General features: G+C 61.3%; 15 protein-coding genes and 1 pseudogene. 13 read left to right on the forward strand and 3 right to left on the reverse strand.

All coding sequences use genetic code 11. The features are described from left to right. The first annotated feature begins 29 nt into the window (after positions 1 to 29). Positions 30 to 947, forward strand: coding sequence for a D-amino acid aminotransferase (locus P9255_RS20180; RefSeq protein ID WP_309763501.1), 918 nt, complete (start codon positions 30 to 32; stop codon positions 945 to 947). A 10-nt stretch (positions 948 to 957) separates the two neighbouring features. Beyond that, positions 958 to 1,245: a DUF493 family protein gene (locus P9255_RS20185; protein WP_309763500.1), complete on the forward strand. Its 288-nt coding sequence runs from the start codon at positions 958 to 960 to the stop codon at positions 1,243 to 1,245. On the opposite strand, the gene P9255_RS20190 is transcribed toward P9255_RS20185, so the two are convergent. Next, positions 1,229 to 2,182 (reverse strand): transcriptional regulator GcvA, encoded by a 954-nt coding sequence (locus tag P9255_RS20190; protein ID WP_309790325.1) that lies wholly within the window; start codon positions 2,180 to 2,182, stop codon positions 1,229 to 1,231. The genes P9255_RS20185 and P9255_RS20190 overlap by 17 nt on opposite strands. A gap of 122 nt (positions 2,183 to 2,304) precedes the next feature. Between P9255_RS20190 and P9255_RS20195 the strand changes: the two genes are divergently transcribed. The 6 genes from P9255_RS20195 to P9255_RS20220 all read left to right on the forward strand — a co-directional run bounded on the left by P9255_RS20195 (position 2,305) and on the right by P9255_RS20220 (position 9,604). Beyond that, positions 2,305 to 2,631, forward strand: coding sequence for a DUF2917 domain-containing protein (locus P9255_RS20195; RefSeq protein ID WP_309763498.1), 327 nt, complete (start codon positions 2,305 to 2,307; stop codon positions 2,629 to 2,631). Positions 2,632 to 2,691: 60 nt separating this feature from the next. After that, complete coding sequence (gene lipB / locus P9255_RS20200; RefSeq protein ID WP_309763497.1) at positions 2,692 to 3,498, forward strand: lipoyl(octanoyl) transferase LipB; 807 nt, start codon at positions 2,692 to 2,694, stop codon at positions 3,496 to 3,498. Further along, complete coding sequence (gene lipA, locus P9255_RS20205) at positions 3,491 to 4,498, forward strand: lipoyl synthase (RefSeq protein ID WP_309763496.1); 1,008 nt, start codon at positions 3,491 to 3,493, stop codon at positions 4,496 to 4,498. The genes lipB and lipA overlap by 8 nt, the downstream gene beginning before the upstream one ends. A 455-nt stretch (positions 4,499 to 4,953) precedes the next feature. Further along, positions 4,954 to 6,234 carry a dicarboxylate/amino acid:cation symporter gene (locus tag P9255_RS20210; protein WP_309763495.1) on the forward strand — a complete coding sequence of 427 codons (1,281 nt, stop codon included), beginning with the start codon at positions 4,954 to 4,956 and terminating at the stop codon, positions 6,232 to 6,234. Between the two features lie 21 nt (positions 6,235 to 6,255). Continuing rightward, the gene (locus P9255_RS20215) at positions 6,256 to 8,241 is read left to right on the forward strand and encodes an ATP-binding protein (RefSeq protein WP_404980378.1); all 1,986 of its coding nucleotides are present in this window, start codon (positions 6,256 to 6,258) and stop codon (positions 8,239 to 8,241) included. Positions 8,242 to 8,263: 22 nt separating this feature from the next. After that, positions 8,264 to 9,604: a sigma-54 dependent transcriptional regulator gene (locus P9255_RS20220; RefSeq protein ID WP_309763493.1), complete on the forward strand. Its 1,341-nt coding sequence runs from the start codon at positions 8,264 to 8,266 to the stop codon at positions 9,602 to 9,604. 30 nt (positions 9,605 to 9,634) lie between these two features. On the opposite strand, the gene P9255_RS20225 is transcribed toward P9255_RS20220, so the two are convergent. Next, on the reverse strand, positions 9,635 to 10,174 hold the full coding sequence (locus P9255_RS20225) for a TlpA disulfide reductase family protein (RefSeq protein ID WP_309763492.1): 540 nt from the start codon (positions 10,172 to 10,174) through the stop codon (positions 9,635 to 9,637). Positions 10,175 to 10,331: 157 nt separating this feature from the next. Here P9255_RS20225 and P9255_RS20230 point away from each other — a divergent pair, with 157 nt between their 5' ends. Then, complete coding sequence (locus tag P9255_RS20230) at positions 10,332 to 10,922, forward strand: hypothetical protein (protein ID WP_404980379.1); 591 nt, start codon at positions 10,332 to 10,334, stop codon at positions 10,920 to 10,922. A 351-nt stretch (positions 10,923 to 11,273) separates the two neighbouring features. On the opposite strand, the pseudogene P9255_RS20235 reads toward P9255_RS20230, so the two are convergent. Further along, a pseudogene (locus P9255_RS20235) lies at positions 11,274 to 11,876 on the reverse strand (ATP-binding protein); the annotation flags it as partial. A 339-nt stretch (positions 11,877 to 12,215) separates the two neighbouring features. On the opposite strand from P9255_RS20235, the gene P9255_RS20240 reads away from it, so the two are divergent. The 4 genes from P9255_RS20240 (at position 12,216) to qatD (ending at position 16,984) form a co-directional block, all read left to right on the forward strand. Then, positions 12,216 to 14,072, forward strand: coding sequence for a P-loop NTPase fold protein (locus P9255_RS20240; protein ID WP_309790326.1), 1,857 nt, complete (start codon positions 12,216 to 12,218; stop codon positions 14,070 to 14,072). Between the two features lie 2 nt (positions 14,073 to 14,074). After that, positions 14,075 to 14,794, forward strand: a complete 720-nt coding sequence (locus P9255_RS20245; RefSeq protein WP_309790327.1) for a hypothetical protein — start codon at positions 14,075 to 14,077, stop codon at positions 14,792 to 14,794. Positions 14,795 to 15,017: 223 nt separating this feature from the next. Continuing rightward, the gene (qatC, locus tag P9255_RS20250; protein ID WP_309790781.1) at positions 15,018 to 16,199 is read left to right on the forward strand and encodes a Qat anti-phage system QueC-like protein QatC; all 1,182 of its coding nucleotides are present in this window, start codon (positions 15,018 to 15,020) and stop codon (positions 16,197 to 16,199) included. Continuing rightward, on the forward strand, positions 16,196 to 16,984 hold the full coding sequence (qatD, locus tag P9255_RS20255; RefSeq protein WP_309790329.1) for a Qat anti-phage system TatD family nuclease QatD: 789 nt from the start codon (positions 16,196 to 16,198) through the stop codon (positions 16,982 to 16,984). Before qatC ends, qatD begins: the two co-directional genes overlap by 4 nt. Positions 16,985 to 17,047: the final 63 nt, after the last annotated feature.

Consider the following 17,047-nt stretch of genomic DNA (forward strand, 5'->3'; position numbering starts at 1 on the left):
ACGCGTTTGTTCCGAACGGAGCGGCACCGATGAACTCGACCCACGCCGATGTATTCGACCCGACGGTCTATCTGAACGGCGAATGGGGGCCGCTCTCCGAAGCGCGCATTCCCGTGCTGGATCGCGGGTTCATCTTCGGTGACGGCGTCTATGAAGTCGTGCCGCTTTACGCGCAGTCCGGCGGCGCGCGTCTGCCGTTCCGCCTCGCGCAGCATCTCGCGCGTCTGAACCGCAGTCTCGGCAAGATTCGCATCGGCAATCCCTTTGACGATGCCGGCTGGCGCGCCCTGATTCATCGCGCGATCGATTCGAACGCCGGCCCCGGCGATGCGCTCGTCTACATTCAGGTTACGCGCGGCGTCGCGGCGAAGCGCGGGCACGCGTTTCCAACGGGCATCGCGCCGACGGTGTTCGTGATGCTGAGTCCGATCGCGTATCCGAGCGACGCGAGCCGCGCGCAAGGCGCGGTAGCCGTGACCGCCGAGGACAAACGCTGGCTGCATTGCGACATCAAATCGATATCGCTGCTCGGCAACGTGCTGATGGCGCAGCACGCAGCGGAAAACGACGCGCTCGAAACCATCCAGTTGCGCGACGGCTTGCTTACCGAAGGTTCGTCCTCAAATGTGTGGATTGTTGCAGGCGGCACGCTGCTGGGCGCGCCGCGCGGACCGCGCATCCTCGAAGGCATCCGCTACGGGCTGATCGAAGAACTGGCGGCCGAGGCGGGCATTCCGTTTCAGGAACGCGACATCACCGAGGCCGAATTGCGCGCCGCCGATGAAATCATGATCAGTTCGGCGACGAAGGAAGTGATGCCGATCACGACGCTGGATGGCGCGAGCGTCGGCGGCGGCCGCCCCGGCCCGGTCTATGCTGCGCTATACGATGCCTACCAGCGGGCGAAAGCGCGGGAGTTCGCGAATCAGGCGAGCCGCGCAGGTTAAGGAGAAAGCCATGTCCGATTCCACCAAACAACCGACCACCACCGACGACCTCTTCGATTTCCCCTGCGATTTCCCGATCAAGGTGATGGGCAAGTCGCACCCCGAGTTTCAGGACACCATCGTCACGGTGATCCGCGAGTTCGACGGCGAGTTCGACGTCACGCGCATCGAAACGCGGCCGTCGTCGGGGGGCAACTACACCGGGCTCACGTGCACCGTGCGCGCGCAGAATCGCGCGCATCTGGACGACATTTATCGTGCGCTCACCGGTCATCCGATGGTCAAGGTAGTGCTCTGAGATCGCCTGCGGGCGCATCGCACACTGCGGGCGTGCGCTCGTAGAGCAGGCGGAACTGTTCCGCTTCCGCGAAAATCCATTCACGAAACGCCTGAACGCGAGCCGTTCCAAGCAATTCAGGCGGACATACGAAGAAATAGGTCCACGGGCTCGGACCATCCACGTTGAAAAGCCGCACCAGCCTTCCCGCGATCACTTCCTGCATCGCGAGCGAGCGCCGCACGAGCGCGATCCCCTGGCCGTCGATGGCCGCCTGCAGCAGATTCGACGAATCCTCATATAAGACGCCGCGCTTCGGCTCGGGCACGTCGGGGAGACCGGCTGCGTCGAACCACGGCCGCCAGAGTTCGTCGCTCGAACGAAGGAGTTGCAAATTCGGCAGGTCGGCGGGCGTGCGCGGCAGCGCGCCGCCGTTGAAGCGCGGCGAGCAGGCCGGGAAGAACACTTCGTCGAGCAGAGGTTCGGCGTGTACGCCGGCATATTTGCCATAGCCGAAGCGGATGGCGAGGTTGACGTCGTCGCGGCTGAAGTCCGTGAGCGAACTGGTGGACAGCAATTCGAGATCGAATTCGGGATGCTTTTCGATGAACCCGCCCACGCGCGAGGTCAGCCATCGCGCGGAGAAGGAGGGAATCGTCGATACCACCAGCCGGCGGTCGCGGTCGCCTGCGCGGATGCGCCGCGTCGATTCGGCGAGCGCAACGAGCGCCGCGCGCACGTCGGCGGCGTACTGACGGCCACGGTCGGTGAGCCGCACGCGCTTGCCGTCGCGGGCGAAGAGCGTGACGGCAAGCTCGGCTTCAAGCGCGCGAATCTGGTGGCTGACCGCGCCGTGTGTGACGAACAGTTCATCGGCGGCGCGAGAAAAGCTCTCGTGACGCGCGGCGGCTTCGAACGCGCGCAGTGCATTCAGTGCGGGGAGCTGGCGCAGGTCCATGTGGATCGATGTCGATGCGTTTGTCAATTCGGCTCACATAGCAGTGAAAATTGATCGTTTTGCCGGATGCCTTGCCACGCCTAGGATTGTAGTCATCGAAACGTTCCTTGGCGGAGTGGATCATGCGAGAAATATCGACAAGCGTCACCTTCGAAATCAAGCCGGGCGAAACCGTGCCAATGCGCATCGCGCGCAGCACGCGGCTCACCGTGCATGGCGGCCCGGTCTGGGCGACGCGCAGCGACGACATCGAAGACTACTGGCTCGCGCCCGGCGATCGCCTGAAGCTGCGCAGCCGCGAACGCCTGTGGCTATCGGCGGAAGGCGACAAGCCGGCCTGCGTCGTCTTCACGATGCTCCCGCGCCGCGACGAACGCGCGATGCGCTGGCTATCGACAGGCATCGAACGGCTCGCGCAGCGCCTGCGCGCCGGCTGGCGCACGGTCTGAGGGCTTGCGCGCTTTCTACTCCCGGCGGGCATGGTGCGATTTCGGTAAACTACCGGAACCATGTCCGCCACGCCGCTTGACTTCCTTCCCGAGACTTCCTTCGACGCCGCCGTCGGCGTGCTGCACGGCGTCCATTTACGCTGGCGCGGCGTCGAGCCGTACAGCGAAAGTTTCGATGCGATGCGCGCGTTCACCGACACCCGCACGCCCGATACGCCCGACGAAATCTGGCTCGTCGAACATCCGCAGGTTTTCACGCTCGGCCTCGCGGGCGATCCCGCGCACCTGTTGCTCGCCGACAGCGGCATTCCGCTCGTCAAGGTGGATCGCGGCGGGCAGATCACGTATCACGGCCCGGGGCAGATCGTCGCGTACCTGCTGCTCGACTTGCGCCGCCGCAAGCTGATGGTGCGCGAACTCGTGCGGCGCATCGAAGAGGCCGTCATCGAAACGCTCGCGACGTATAATCTCGCGACCGACCGCAAGGCTGGCGCGCCCGGCATTTACGTCGCGCGGCCGTCGGCGGAACAGGCGCAGCAAGGCGCGAACGTTCGTCTGCATGAGGCGCATCTGGGCGCGAAGATCGCCGCGCTCGGGCTCAAAATCCGCAACGGGTGCAGCTATCACGGCGTCAGCCTGAACGTGGAGATGGATCTGCGGCCGTTCCTCGCGATCAACCCGTGCGGCTACGCGGGACTCGAAACCGTCGACATGGCGACGCTCGGCGTCACCGCCGGCTGGCGCGACGTAGCACTCACGCTCGCCGAAAGGCTGGCGCTCCAGATAGACGGCTCGCAGGGCGCCGCCGCTCAACCGCAAGACGGCGCGAGCCGTTTCGCTGCATCTACCGGACAACCGAATGACTGACGCAACCGCAAACCTGGCCGGCGACGCCGCCTCATCGGCGCCTGTTCCCACTCCCGCTGCCTACGACGCTACCGCGAAGCAAAAAGCGCAGGCGAAGACATCGCGTATTCCGATCAAGGTCGTGCCGATCGAGAAGCTCAAGAAGCCGGACTGGATTCGCGTGCGCACGGCGACGGGCAATTCGCGGTTCTACGAAATCAAGCAGATTCTGCGCGAGCACAACCTGCATACGGTGTGTGAAGAAGCGAGCTGCCCGAATATCGGCGAGTGCTTCGGCAAAGGCACGGCAACGTTCATGATCATGGGCGACAAGTGCACGCGCCGCTGCCCGTTTTGCGATGTCGGCCACGGCCGCCCCGATCCGCTCGATCCCGAAGAGCCGATCAACCTCGCGCGGACCATCGGCGCGCTCAAGTTGAAGTACGTGGTCATCACGAGCGTCGATCGCGACGACCTGCGCGACGGCGGCGCGGCGCATTTCGTCGAATGCATCCGGCAGGTACGGGAGCATTCGCCAGAGACGCGCATCGAGATTCTGACGCCGGACTTCCGGGGGCGCCTGGATCGCGCGATCAATATCCTGACGGCCGCGCCACCCGACGTGATGAATCACAACCTCGAAACGGTGCCGCGTCTTTACAAGGAAGCGCGTCCGGGTTCGGACTATCACCATTCGCTGAAGCTGCTGAAGGACTTCAAGGCGCTGCATCCGGAAGTCGCGACGAAATCGGGCCTGATGGTCGGTCTCGGCGAAACGGAAGAAGAGATTCTTCAGGTGATGCGCGATCTGCGCGCTCACGATGTTGACATGCTGACGATCGGCCAGTATTTGCAGCCGTCCGAGCATCATTTGCCGGTGCGTGCTTACGTGCATCCGGACACGTTCAAGATGTACGAGGAAGAAGCCTACAAGATGGGCTTCACGCACGCGGCGGTCGGCGCGATGGTGCGCTCGAGCTATCACGCAGACGTGCAGGCGCACGGCGCTGGCGTCGTTTGAGGCACGTGCACTTCGGGCAGGAACGGAAACCCACGGTAACGTGGGTTTTTTTTCGGCTTTCGAGTCGTCGACGATAAACGACTATCAAAGAAGGTTGGCAGTTCAGGCCGTCCAGAGCATCGGACAACCGCATTCCCGATTTCCGGAAACCCGGACGTCACGCGCATCCGCACTTCGAAAAATCCCAGCCGCGACAAGCGTTTAGCCGAAAACGAACACTGGCATCGCCCTTGCAATAGAGACGGTACGGCCCGCGAAGCCGCCCATAAAAGTCAAGGAGACACGCCGATGACCCCTTTCGCATCCAGCCGTCCCTGAATCCGTTGACGTAGCGGCTCTCGCTTACGCGACGCGATCCGACGTGCGCGGCTCCCCGCGCAACGACGCTTTGCCCGCTCTTCGCGGCTCGCCGCTGGCGCTCTTTTGCCAACTGCCTGATCTTGTCTGGAACCATCGTGAAGAAACCTTTCTATAAAGTCCTGTACGTGCAGGTGCTCGCCGCCATCGCCATCGGCATCGCACTCGGGCATTTCTATCCCACCCTCGCCACCGACATGAAGCCGCTCGGCGACGGCTTCATCAAGCTCATCAAGATGGTCATCGGACCGATCATCTTCTGTACCGTCGTCACCGGCATCGCCGGGATGGAAGACATGAAGAAGGTCGGGCGCGTAGGCGGCAAGGCCCTGCTGTACTTCGAAGTCGTGTCGACGTTCGCACTGGTGCTCGGCCTCATCGCGACGCACGTGCTGAAGCCGGGCGTCGGCTTCAACGTCGATCCCGCCACGCTCGACCACAAGGCGATCGATACCTACGCCGCCAAGGCGCACGGCCAGAGCACGGTCGACTTCTTCATGCACATCATCCCGGACACGCTCGTGTCGGCGTTCTCGCAAGGCGAAATCCTGCAGATCCTGCTGATCGCGCTGCTGTTCGGCGCGGTGCTCGCGCATCTCGGCGAGCGCGGCAAGGTCGTGACGACGTTCATCGAAGGCCTGTCGGGCGTGCTGTTCGGCATGGTCGGCATCATCACGAAGCTCGCCCCGATCGGCGCGTTCGGCGCGATGGCGTTCACCATCGGCAAGTACGGCATCGGCTCGCTCGTGCCGATGCTCAAGCTCATCGGCACGTTCTATCTGACGTCGATCGTGTTCGTCGTCGTGGTGCTCGGCGCCATCGCGCGGATGGTCGGCTTCTCGGTGCTGAAGTTCATCGCGTACATCAAGGAAGAGATGCTGATCGTGCTCGGCACGAGTTCTTCCGAAGCCGCGCTGCCGCAACTGATGCTCAAGCTCGAAAAACTCGGCTGCTCGCGTTCGGTCGTGGGTCTCGTCGTGCCGACCGGCTATTCGTTCAATCTCGACGGCACGAACATCTACATGACGATGGCCGTGCTGTTCATCGCGCAGGCGACGAATACGGACCTCACCTGGGGCCAGCAGTTGACGCTGCTCGCGGTGACGATGCTGACTTCCAAGGGCGCAAGCGGCGTGACGGGCGCGGGCTTCATCACGCTGGCGGCGACGCTGGCCGTGGTGCCGACCATTCCGCTGTCGGGCATGGTGCTGATTCTCGGCATCGACCGCTTCATGAGCGAATGCCGCGCGCTGACGAATATCGTCGGCAACGGCGTGGCGACGGTGGTGGTGTCGGCGTGGGAGCGCGAGCTCGATCGCAACAAGCTGCGTGCCGCGCTGAGTCACGGCGCCGACGACACCGAAGCGGAAACCGTCTAAGCCGTCCGCACCATTCAAGCCATGCAACGCGCGGCGAAGCACCGATCGGCGGATGCTTCGCCGCGCGCCTCAGGGTCGGCGTACCCGGAAAACGCGTATGCCACAATGACGGATTCTCACTCGCGGGAATCTGCTCAAGTGACGCGCCGCATCTTCGTGATCTTCGCGCTGATCGCGCTGCTCACGGCGTGCTGTGCGCTGACGTGGCATGTTGCGTGGCAGCGCGGCATCGACGAGTTGCGGCGCAATGCGGCCGCGCGCGTCGATCGCACGACGAGCACGCTCAAGAGCACGCTCGACCGCTACGAATATCTTCCCTATCTTCTTTCGCGCCACCCGTTCGTGCAGGACGTGCTGGCCGCGCCCGATGCGCGCAACGTCGATCGCGCGAATCGCTATCTCGAAGACCTCAATCGCCGCTCGCACGCGACCGCGACCTATCTCATCCGCGCCAACGGCTTTTGCGTCGCGGCGAGCAACTGGCAGGGGCCGGACAGCTTCGTCGGCGTCGAATATCACTTCCGGCCGTATTTCGTCGATGCCCTGAAGGGCGGCGTCGGACGATTCTTCGGACTCGGCACCATTTCGCTCGAACCGGGCTACTACATTTCGCAGCCGGTTTATCGGGAAGGCTCGCATGAACTCATCGGCGTGGCCGTCGTCAAGCTCAACCTCGAATGGCTGCAAGGCGCGGACGCGTCCGAACCGCTGCTCGTCACCGACGATCACGGCGTGATCTTTCTGTCGTCCGTGCCGTCGTGGAAATATCACACGGTGCGGCCGCTGCCGCAGAGCGTGGAGGCGTCGGTTTATTCGACGCGCCAGTACGCGCAGCAACCGATCACGCCGCTGCCGATGTCCATCGTCGAGACGCTCGAAGGCGGCGCGCAGATCGTGCGCGTCGGCGGCGGGCTGAACGCGCTCAGTTTTCTGGCGACGCGCCGCTCGATCGGCGAACCCGACTGGCAATTAATCACGATGGCGCCCCTCGATCCCGTCGAGAGCGCGGCGCAGACGGCGGTCGTCGTGACCGCGCTCGTCTTTTTGTCGCTCTGCTTGCTCGCGTTCTACTGGCGGATGCGCCGCGCGCGCGTGGGCGAGATGATCCGCAGCCGCGAGATGCTGCAGACGGCGTATGCGGAGCTGAATCAGCGCGTCGCGGAGCGCACGGCGGATTTGTCGCAGGCGAACGCGCAACTGACGAAGGAAGTGAACGAGCGCACGCGCGCGGAGCAGGATTTGCGCGCCGCCCACGACGAGCTCATTCAGGCCAGCAAGCTCGCCGCGCTCGGCCAGATGGCCGCCGGAATCACGCATGAACTCAATCAGCCGCTCGCGGCGCTGCGCAGTTTCTCCGACAACACGCGCGTGCTGATCGACCGCGGCGATCAGGCGGCGGCGCGGGAGAACCTGGAAGCGATTGCCGCGCTGACCGAGCGCATGGGCAAGATCACGAACCAGTTGAAGCTCTTCGTGGCGAAGGCGCGGCCGAAGAACGCGCGCACCGACGTGGCCCGCGCGCTGAGAAACGTGTTCGCGATGCTCGGACCGCGCCTGAAGAACGTCGCGATCGACCTCGCCCCGGAACTCGAAGGCAACGCCGCGCCTATCCACGTGCGCTGCGAGGATTTGCGGCTGGAGCAGGTGTTCATCAACCTGATCGGCAATGCGCTCGACGCCGTCGCTTCCTGCGATGCGCCGCGCATCGTCGTCGACATCGACGCGCGGCCGGACGCCGTCGCGATCGTCGTGCGTGACAACGGCCCCGGCATTCCCGCCGATGCGCTGCCGCATTTGTTCGAACCGTTCTTCACGACGAAGGAAACGGGCCACGGACTGGGTCTCGGACTCGCGATTTCATCGGCGATCGCGCGGGATTACGGCGGCACGCTCGTCGCCCGGAACGTGATCGCGCCGATCGTCGCGGATGGACCGGAAGGCGGCACGCAGGCCGACGCGGATCGTTCGCACGGCGCAGAATTCGTATTGACGCTGCGTCGTGCATAGCAAACTGAATCGAGGCAAGACAATGACCACCGGCTTGCAGGTGATCTTCATCGAAGACGACGAACTCGTGCGGCGCGCGAGCGTACAGAGCCTGCAACTCGCGGGCTTCGAGGTGACGGGCCACGGGAGCGTCGAATCGGCGGCGCGCGCTATCGACGCGAATTTTCCCGGCGTCATCGTCAGCGATATCCGGCTGCCCGGCGCAAGCGGCCTCGATCTGCTCGCGCAGTGCCGCGAGCGCGCGCCCGAGGTGCCGGTGTTGCTCGTCACCGGTCACGGCGATATTTCCATGGCCGTTCAGGCGATGCGCGACGGCGCGTACGACTTCATCGAAAAGCCGTTCGCGTCGGAGCGGCTCGTGGAAGCGGTGCGGCGCGCGCTGGAGCGCCGCAAGCTCGTGCTCGAGAATCAGGCGTTGCGTCGCGAACTGGCGGAGCAAAGCAGCGTGGCGCCGCGCATCATCGGGCGCAGTCCCGCAATTGAGCAGGTGCGCCGGCTGATCGCGAATGTCGCGCCGACGGATGCGTCCGTGCTCATCAACGGCGATACCGGCGCCGGCAAGGAGCTGATCGCGCGCAGCCTGCACGATCTGTCGCCGCGTCGCGACAAGCCGTTCATCGCGGTGAATTGCGGCGCACTGCCGGAGCCGATGTTCGAATCGGAGATGTTCGGCTTCGAAGCGGGCGCGTTCACCGGCGCGCAGAAACGGCGCATCGGCAAGCTCGAGCATGCGTCGGGCGGCACGCTGTTTCTCGATGAAATCGAAAGCATGCCGCTCTCGCTGCAAGTGAAACTGCTGCGCGTGCTTCAGGATGGCGTGCTGGAGCGGCTCGGCTCGAATCAGCCCGTGCGGGCGAATCTGCGACTGGTTGCCGCCGCGAAAGGCGACATGAACGAACACGTCGCACAAGGCACGTTCCGGCGCGACCTGCTGTACCGGCTGAATGTCGTGACGATCACGCTGCCGCCGCTCAACGAGCGCCGCGAGGACATCGTGCCGCTCTTCGAACACTTTCTGCTGGATGCCGCCGTGCGCTACGAGCGGCCCGCGCCGCTCATCACCGACCGTCAGCGCGCCGAACTGATGCAGCGCGACTGGCCCGGCAACGTGCGGGAACTGCGCAACGCGGCGGACCGGATGGTGCTCGGCGTCATCGACGATATCGGCGCATCGGCCGACATGACGACGCAATCGCTGAAGGAGCGCACCGAGCAGTTCGAGCGCGCGGTCATCGGCGAAACGCTGGAGCAGTGCGGCGGCGCGGTGGCCGTGGCGGCGGATCGCCTGCAAGTGGGCAAGGCGACGCTCTACGAGAAGATCAAACGGTACGGAATCGCGGTGAAAGGCGATGCCGAACGATAAAAAGACAACGCCCGCCGAAGCGGGCGTTGTTCATGCTGCCGAGCCGAGCGCTTTGTCGAGCAGCGCGTCGAGTTCCGCGAACGTCGGCTCACCGACATAGCGCTTCAGGATCTTGCCGTTTTTATCGATGACGAAAGTCGTCGGCGTAAGCTGCACATTGCCGAACTGCCTGGCGGCGCTGCCGTCGTCCATTGCAACCTTGAACGGCAGATTGCGCGTCTGCGCGTAATTGCTGACGTACATCGGGGCGTCGTAGCTCATCGCCACCGCGACGAATTCGAGGCCGCGCCCTTTGAACTTGTTGTACGTGTTGATCATGTCGGGCATTTCCTTCATGCAGGTCTCGCAACTCGTCGCCCAGAAATTGACGAGATAGACCTTGCCTTTCAGGTCACCCGATGTCGAAATCTTCTGGCCCGACAACAGCGTGAAGGTGGCGTCGGGCGCGCGCTGCTGCCCGCCGAACGCGAAGTAGCCGGTGCACGCGATCACGCCGGCGACCAGCGCCATCACGATGTAACGCAGCGGACTTTTCGCGCGTGCGGAAGTGGCTTCGGTGGTTTGGGACATGGGAACCTCGGATTGCGGACTCGAGCGCCGCGACGGGCGCAATCGCAACGAAACGTGGCAAGCATTTTACGCCAATCGCGCGTTGGAGCGTGACAGCGCCCGGGTCGGCCCTCGGGCTGCGGCGCGATAATGATGCTTTTCCGGGCATCCAATCGATATGACGTCTGTTTCATCCCTCGTCGCGGCGAACATGCGCCGTTTTGCCGCACGTCTCTCATCGCCGGTTGCAGCAGTGTGCGCTTCGCTAGCATGCGCCGCGCTCGTCGCTTGCACGCCGTCCTACGACTGGCGAACCCTGCAGAATAACGACGACGGCTACGAAGTGACGCTGCCGGCCAAGCCGCGCGCGGCCGAACGCAAGATCGAAATCGCGGGCCAGCCGATGATCATGCGCATGCAAACCGCCGAAGCCAATGACGCCGTATTCGCCGTCGGCACGGTCGTCCTGCCGAGCGCCGATCCGGCGCTTCAGCGCGCCGCGCTCGATTACCTGGAGCAGGGCCTCGCACGTAACGTCAACGCGCGGCCCGACGCCCGCGCGACGCAGATCGAGCTCGCCGCCGGAGGCCGCGTGCTGGGTAGCGAGATGCGGGTAAGCGGCCAGAGCGGCGAGAAGCGGGAGGCGCGGACCATCCAGGCTCGCTTCGTCGCGCGCGGCGCGCACGTGTATCAACTGGCGATCGTCGCGGACAAGACTCCGCCGGCAGAGCAGGCCGACCAGTTCTTCACGTCCTTCAAACTTTTTTAGAGTGATGCCTCGAATTAAGTCAACGCCGAGTTAACTAGGCACTATGCAAAGGGCATTGCAGTGAAGGTTGCGTCGGAGCAACCGCGCGTAATACGCGGATTTGTCAGGGCTTTTTCCACTATCCACAATATCTGTGGATAACTTTGTGGAAAAGAGTGTGTGACACGCATCAAAAGACCGCCTTATGCGGTTGCGCTTACTTTGCTCTACTTCTCGGCAAGTTAATTAGTTCAATAAAATCAATGGTCTGTGAAATGGGCGTGCGCAGGCGGCTTGTCGCGGTCATCAGGTGCTGCGGAGCGCCTTCGTGTGCATAAGTCAAGTCTTGACAAGCAATCTTTCGCCGCACCGTCAGGCGATCGACAAGGCGCGCCGGTACTGCACCGCCTCCGCGACATGCGCGGCATCGGGCGTGTCGGCGCCGGCCAGGTCGGCAATCGTACGTACGACCTTCAGCACGCGGTAATAGGCTCGCGCCGACCACCCGAACCGCTCGCCCGCCGACCGCAGCAGCGACTCGCCCGTCGCGTCGGGGCGGCAGACGTCATCGGCTTCGCGTCCGTCTAGCTCGCGATTGGTCTTGCCCTGACGCCGCAATTGAATTTCGCGCGCCACGGCGATGCGCGCGGCGACGACTGCGCTCGACTCGCCGCGCTTCGCGGTCCGTGCCGACAACTCCGCAGGCGATAGTGCGGGCAACTCGATCTGAATATCGATGCGATCCATCAGCGGCCCCGACAGCTTGCGCAGATACCGGGCGGCGATTTCCGGCGAGCATCGGCAACGGCCGCCCGGGTCGCCGCGCCAGCCGCACGGGCAGGGATTCATCGCGGCGACGAGCTGGCAGGCGGCCGGGAAGTCGGCCTGCTGCGCCGCCCGTGAAATGGTGATTCGGCCCGCTTCCAGCGGTTCGCGCAGCGTTTCGAGCACTTTGCGGTCGAATTCGGGCATTTTGCATTCCGACACGATTTCCACACAAAGTTGTTCAAACTCAGATGCCCTGACATCCTTGGAATGACCGGGCCGCAGCTGTCTTATTTCTAAAATCGTCGCTTATGATTTTGTCGGGCGGCCCGGTGGCTGCGGTGGGAAAGTGGGGGCAACCGGTGGGCAAGGTTGGGGAAACTCCGCGCTTTTAGGAGTTTTCCGACCTTGTCCACGGCGTTGTCCCCACGGAGTTGACGTAGTCAACTTTTCCACCGCATGACGTACCGCAGGTTTCCCCTTGGCGTGATTCCTCTAACGACGTAAAATCGTCCCGCGAAAAATCACAATAATTTGAGCGGGGGCCACATGTGGCATGACGTCGAGGCAACGTCGGACCTTCTGAATTTTGAAGTCGTTGCAAATACCGCAGCACAGCTTATTCGCGATTCCGATGGGGAGCCGATATCAGTCGGCATATCTGGGAATTGGGGAACCGGAAAATCTTCGCTTGTTAAAATGGTTGGCACGTCTCTGAGGACCGGCCAAGGCGACGGCAAGCGCTATCTGTTCGTTGAGTTTAATGCTTGGCTGTATCAGGGCTTCGACGACGCCAAAGTTGCTCTTCTCCAGTCGGTTTCAGATGTGCTTTCACAAGAAGCGAATTCGCGGAAGACATTTGTCGACAAAGCAATTGAATTTGGAAGACGCGTTCAGTGGTTTCGGGCACTCAAGATTGCTGCACCAGCAATTACTGCTTCAGTGGTCGGGGGTGCGGTCGGAGGTCCAATAGGCGCTATTTTTAGTGGGGTGTCCTCGTTAGTATCAGGCGTCGTAAAGCAGAGCGATTTGGATGCAATAAAAAAGGCATTCGACGAGTTGTCACCGGAGCTGAAAGAGCTTCTCAAAGAGAAAGGAAGCGATTCGCCGCAAAAGGAGATTGAAGGACTGCGTGAGGCTTTCAAGGATTTGCTGGCGTCATTAGACGTGACTTTGGTGGTCCTAGTCGATGACCTTGACCGCTGCATGCCTGACACCGCGATTTCAACGCTGGAAGCAATTAGACTTCTTCTCTTTCTGCCGCGAACTGCATTCATCATCGCTGCTGACGAGAAAATGATTCGCAGCTCGGTTCGCGCTCACTTTGCGCAAGCTCATTTCGACGATGAACTGGTTACTAGCTATTTTGATAAGCTGATTCAGATTCCTTTGCGGGTTCCTCGCCTCGGGGTTAATGAGGTGAAGGCGTATGTGTTGCTCCTTCTCATGGATTTGGCGGTCCGTCGAAAAAGGGTGAAAGCGGATGACGCTGAGGCAGCGAAGAAGAATGTTTTAAAGGCTGTGAGAGAGGGCTGGCTTGGAGGACTTCATCGCAAGACGCTCAATGACGCCCTCGGTAAAACGATTCCGACATTAGAAAAGGAGGTCGACATCGCGGACCAGCTAGCACCAATTCTGGCGACAGTCGAGCAGATTTCCGGAAATCCTCGCCTTATCAAACGATTTCTGAATAATCTGGTTATTCGCGAAAATGTGGCCAAGGCGCACGGAATGAACGTTTCTTTCGAGCATCTTGTGAAGCTGCAGCTATTTGAGCGTTGCGCGACCCCCGCTGCATTTGATTTTCTTGTAAATGCTGTGAACGCTTCTGACACCGGTCGGCCTGAGTTTCTGCGGAAAGTCGAGCAGTCCCTTAAAGACGGCGAGGCGTTCGTTGCGCCAGATAACAGCTGGAACACGCCATTTGTCACAGGCTGGGTCTCGTTAAGTCCTCCGCTTGCTGAAACGGACCTGCGACCGCTCCTGCATCTCAGCAGAGACAGAGTTGTGTCGTTGGGTGGTCTTGACGAGTTATCGCGAGATGCTCACGCGGTGTTGGAGGGTTTGTTCGAAGCTAAGTCCCATCAGCAACTTCTTGTCGATAGAGTACGAGCGCTCGGGGAAGGCGAGGCTGAATTGCTTATGAATCGAATGAAACGCCGCGTGCGGTCGCAACAATGGGATTCGAGGACTATCAGAAACTGTCTTCATCTTACAGATGCGTTTCCTGCGCTCGGCCCATCCTTTTGTAGCCTGCTCGATGAGGCGCCGCCAAAAGAGCGACCACAGGCACTTATTCCGCTCATTGTGAACGAGCCATGGGCTAAGGAGCTTCTCGTGCGATGGGCGGCCGATGTCCAGACGCCTCAGCCCGTTAGAAACGCCATCGCTTTGAAGAAGGCGTAGACATGGGCACGTCAACATCGAGTTCCGGGCCGGGACCAGGCGTGCCCTTCGACCCTCCCTGGCTTGAACCGCTCCAATCGGAGATGGGCCAAAACGCCCCGCCTGAGCAGCAGCCTGAGAATCCAGAGGATGGCGCAGAAGGCGAATTCGAACCACACGAACCCGATGGGCAATTGGCGCCGCCAAGGCGATTTGCTCCCGCTCGCCGGCAGCTTTCCGACTATGCTGCGACAGGCGACAAAGGTGCGTTCCGTCGAGCCGTAGGCCACTACTCCAGAACCGGCATGGGTGGGGCACGCCGCGCTGCAGGCCGGATGCGTGTTTCTACGGTCGCGGCCGGCGGATTGGTATCCCTCCTTCAGGCCGCGCGAGACGGCACTGACCCTGCGGTAAATGAATGGATTCAAGCACTCACGGCGACAAATCCGTCGACGCGCGAGGTTATTGACGCCATTGTTCGACAAGTAGCAGGCATCGGCGGTACGGTCGACGAAGATTCAATTCGGGATTCGATGGCTTATGCGCTTTCCGAGTTGGTTAGCGAGCAGCCGGATGTGAATCCTCTATCGATGACCGACACAACATCTGGTCTCTGGTCGAGCAGTATCTGGCGGTTGAGTGCTGCAATCGTCTCCAAATCGATATCGGACAGCTTTTTGAAAGCGCGAGACTTTCGCCTGTGGATGTCGTGCGTCGAACCGACGATATGCGTGAATACATGAAAGCGGAAATTAGCGCTCAAATGCGTGAGATGCGGCAACAACATCCCAGCCCTAATCCCAATAGATTCGAGCGAATCATGCAGCAGGCGCTCGCGAATACGTTCGCCGTTTTTGAGGGAGACTTACCATGAGGGTCGTCTGTGTCGCTGATTGGGCGCTCCCAGAGCAACTCGTGGAAGGCGTTGAGTATTTTTCCCTTTACGCGAATACCGGACGGCCCAACGTGGGAAGAATTTCGCCTGGTTGGGTCGGAACGCTTTCGCGACATGGCTTTGCGCCTACGACGGAGGTTTGGGACTTCGTCTCGATTTCCCTGGCGGTCGCCGCAGCAGATTTCGCCTGTAGGCGGCAGGGGAGCGCGGATGGTTGGACTCGGATGATTGAGCTCACTGTGGCGCTCTGCGAGCCGCAAATCTGGCTCGAGCAGAGGTCGCTTCTCGAGCGAACCTTTCGCTTTCTAACCGGAGATTTCTGGAACCTGAATTTTGTCGACGGGGGCGTGCCCGCCCCGACAACAGCTGCGCCGAAGAGCAACGATGCGGATTGTGTAGCCTTGCTCTCTGGAGGCCTTGACAGCTTGGTCGGTGGCATAGACCTTACGTCGAATGGTCGACGGCCTTTGTTCGTTTCTCAAGTGGCAAAAGGCGATAAACAGACCCAGAAGCTTTTTGCTCGCAGACTCGGCGCTGCCGACCGACATCTTCAATGGAATCACCGAATCACTGTCCCGCATGCGACAGAGCGGTCTACGCGCGGACGCTCTATCGTCTTCCTGGCGTTCGCGCTGCTTGCGACGACAACTTTGCCGGCGTGGCAAGGAGGCATGACGACCGACCTCGTTATTCCGGAAAACGGCTTCATCAGTTTGAACGTTGCGTTAAACGCGGGCCGGTTTGGGAGCTATAGTACAAAGACGACCCACCCCACGTTTCTAGATGCAATTCAGTCAATCTTCAACCACGCCGGCCTTCGGGCCACCTTGATTCGCCCTTATCAGTTTGCGACTAAGGGCGAGTTGCTTCGAGACTGCGCTGACCGCGGGTTGCTGGAAGAGCTAGCCGAGCACTCTACGAGTTGCGGACGTTTTGGGTTCTATAACTACACTCATTGTGGCCGGTGCGTGCCCTGTCTAGTTCGCCGGGCATCGTTTCTCAGCGCAGCTATTCCTGATACGACGTCGCGGTACGTGTTCCCCGATTTGGCGGTTGCTGGTCGCGACCGTGGCGCGAACGACGTCGGGTCAGTTGGAGCTGCTTACGTAACGTATCGTCAGAAAGGAATCGATAGACTGGTGGGCGGAGCGATGTCGTTCGCAGAACCTGGACAACGTGCCGACTACGTTGCTGTCGCCGAGCGCGGCCTTGAAGAACTCGGACACTTACTACAAGTTCACAACGCCTTGTGATTGATTTTCATTGCCACCTCGACCTTTACCCAGACGCGCTCAAACTGCTTCCGGAGGTCGCACGTCGAAATATCTTCACGCTCGTCGTGACGACGAGCCCGCGAGCGTGGCTCGGGACGTCGCGAGTGTTCGCTGGATTCGAAACCATTAAGGTTGCGCTTGGATTACATCCCGAAATTTTTGAGAAGAAGGCCTCGGAGCAAGAACTTCTGCTGAAACATGTGACGGATGCCGAATTCATCGGCGAAGTTGGACTCGACGGCACAAGTAGGTTTGTCAATTCGTTGGCGGCCCAAGAAAAATTCCTGGACGCCGTCCTCCAGGAGTGCGAGGTGCGTGGCGGCAGAATTATCAGCTTACACTCGCGCGGAGCTGCAACGCGCGTCTTGGACCTTATCTCTTCGTATCCTCAGTGCGGCACGCCTGTTTTGCATTGGTTTTCGGGCACGCTGAAAGAATTGCAGCGAGCCATCGACCTTGGCTGTTGGTTCAGCGTCGGACCGGCGATGCTCGAAGGGGAAAAAGGACGGAACCTTTTTTCCGCTATGCCGCTGGAACGCGTGGTGCCTGAAACAGATGGCCCTTTCGCAACCAAGCACGGGAAGCCGCTCTTCCCTTGGCAGGCCTCGACGATAAGCCGAGTAGCCGCACAAGCATTCGCCATGAATCTCGAGGAGGTCGAGCAAGCGTTTCGAAACAACTTGCGCCAACTTCTTCGCGGAAGCGACTGGCTGTCAGCAAGAGAATTCGTCCCCCAGAAGGCGCAAAGAGACCTGCCCTTTTAAAGGTACGGCTTCTCACGTCTGCCCAATCCAGGAGCGCGCTGACCCGAACTCCTCCTCGTCGCG

The sequence above is a fragment of the Caballeronia sp. LZ019 genome, from assembly GCF_031450825.1.
Classification (GTDB): Bacteria; Pseudomonadota; Gammaproteobacteria; order Burkholderiales; family Burkholderiaceae; genus Caballeronia.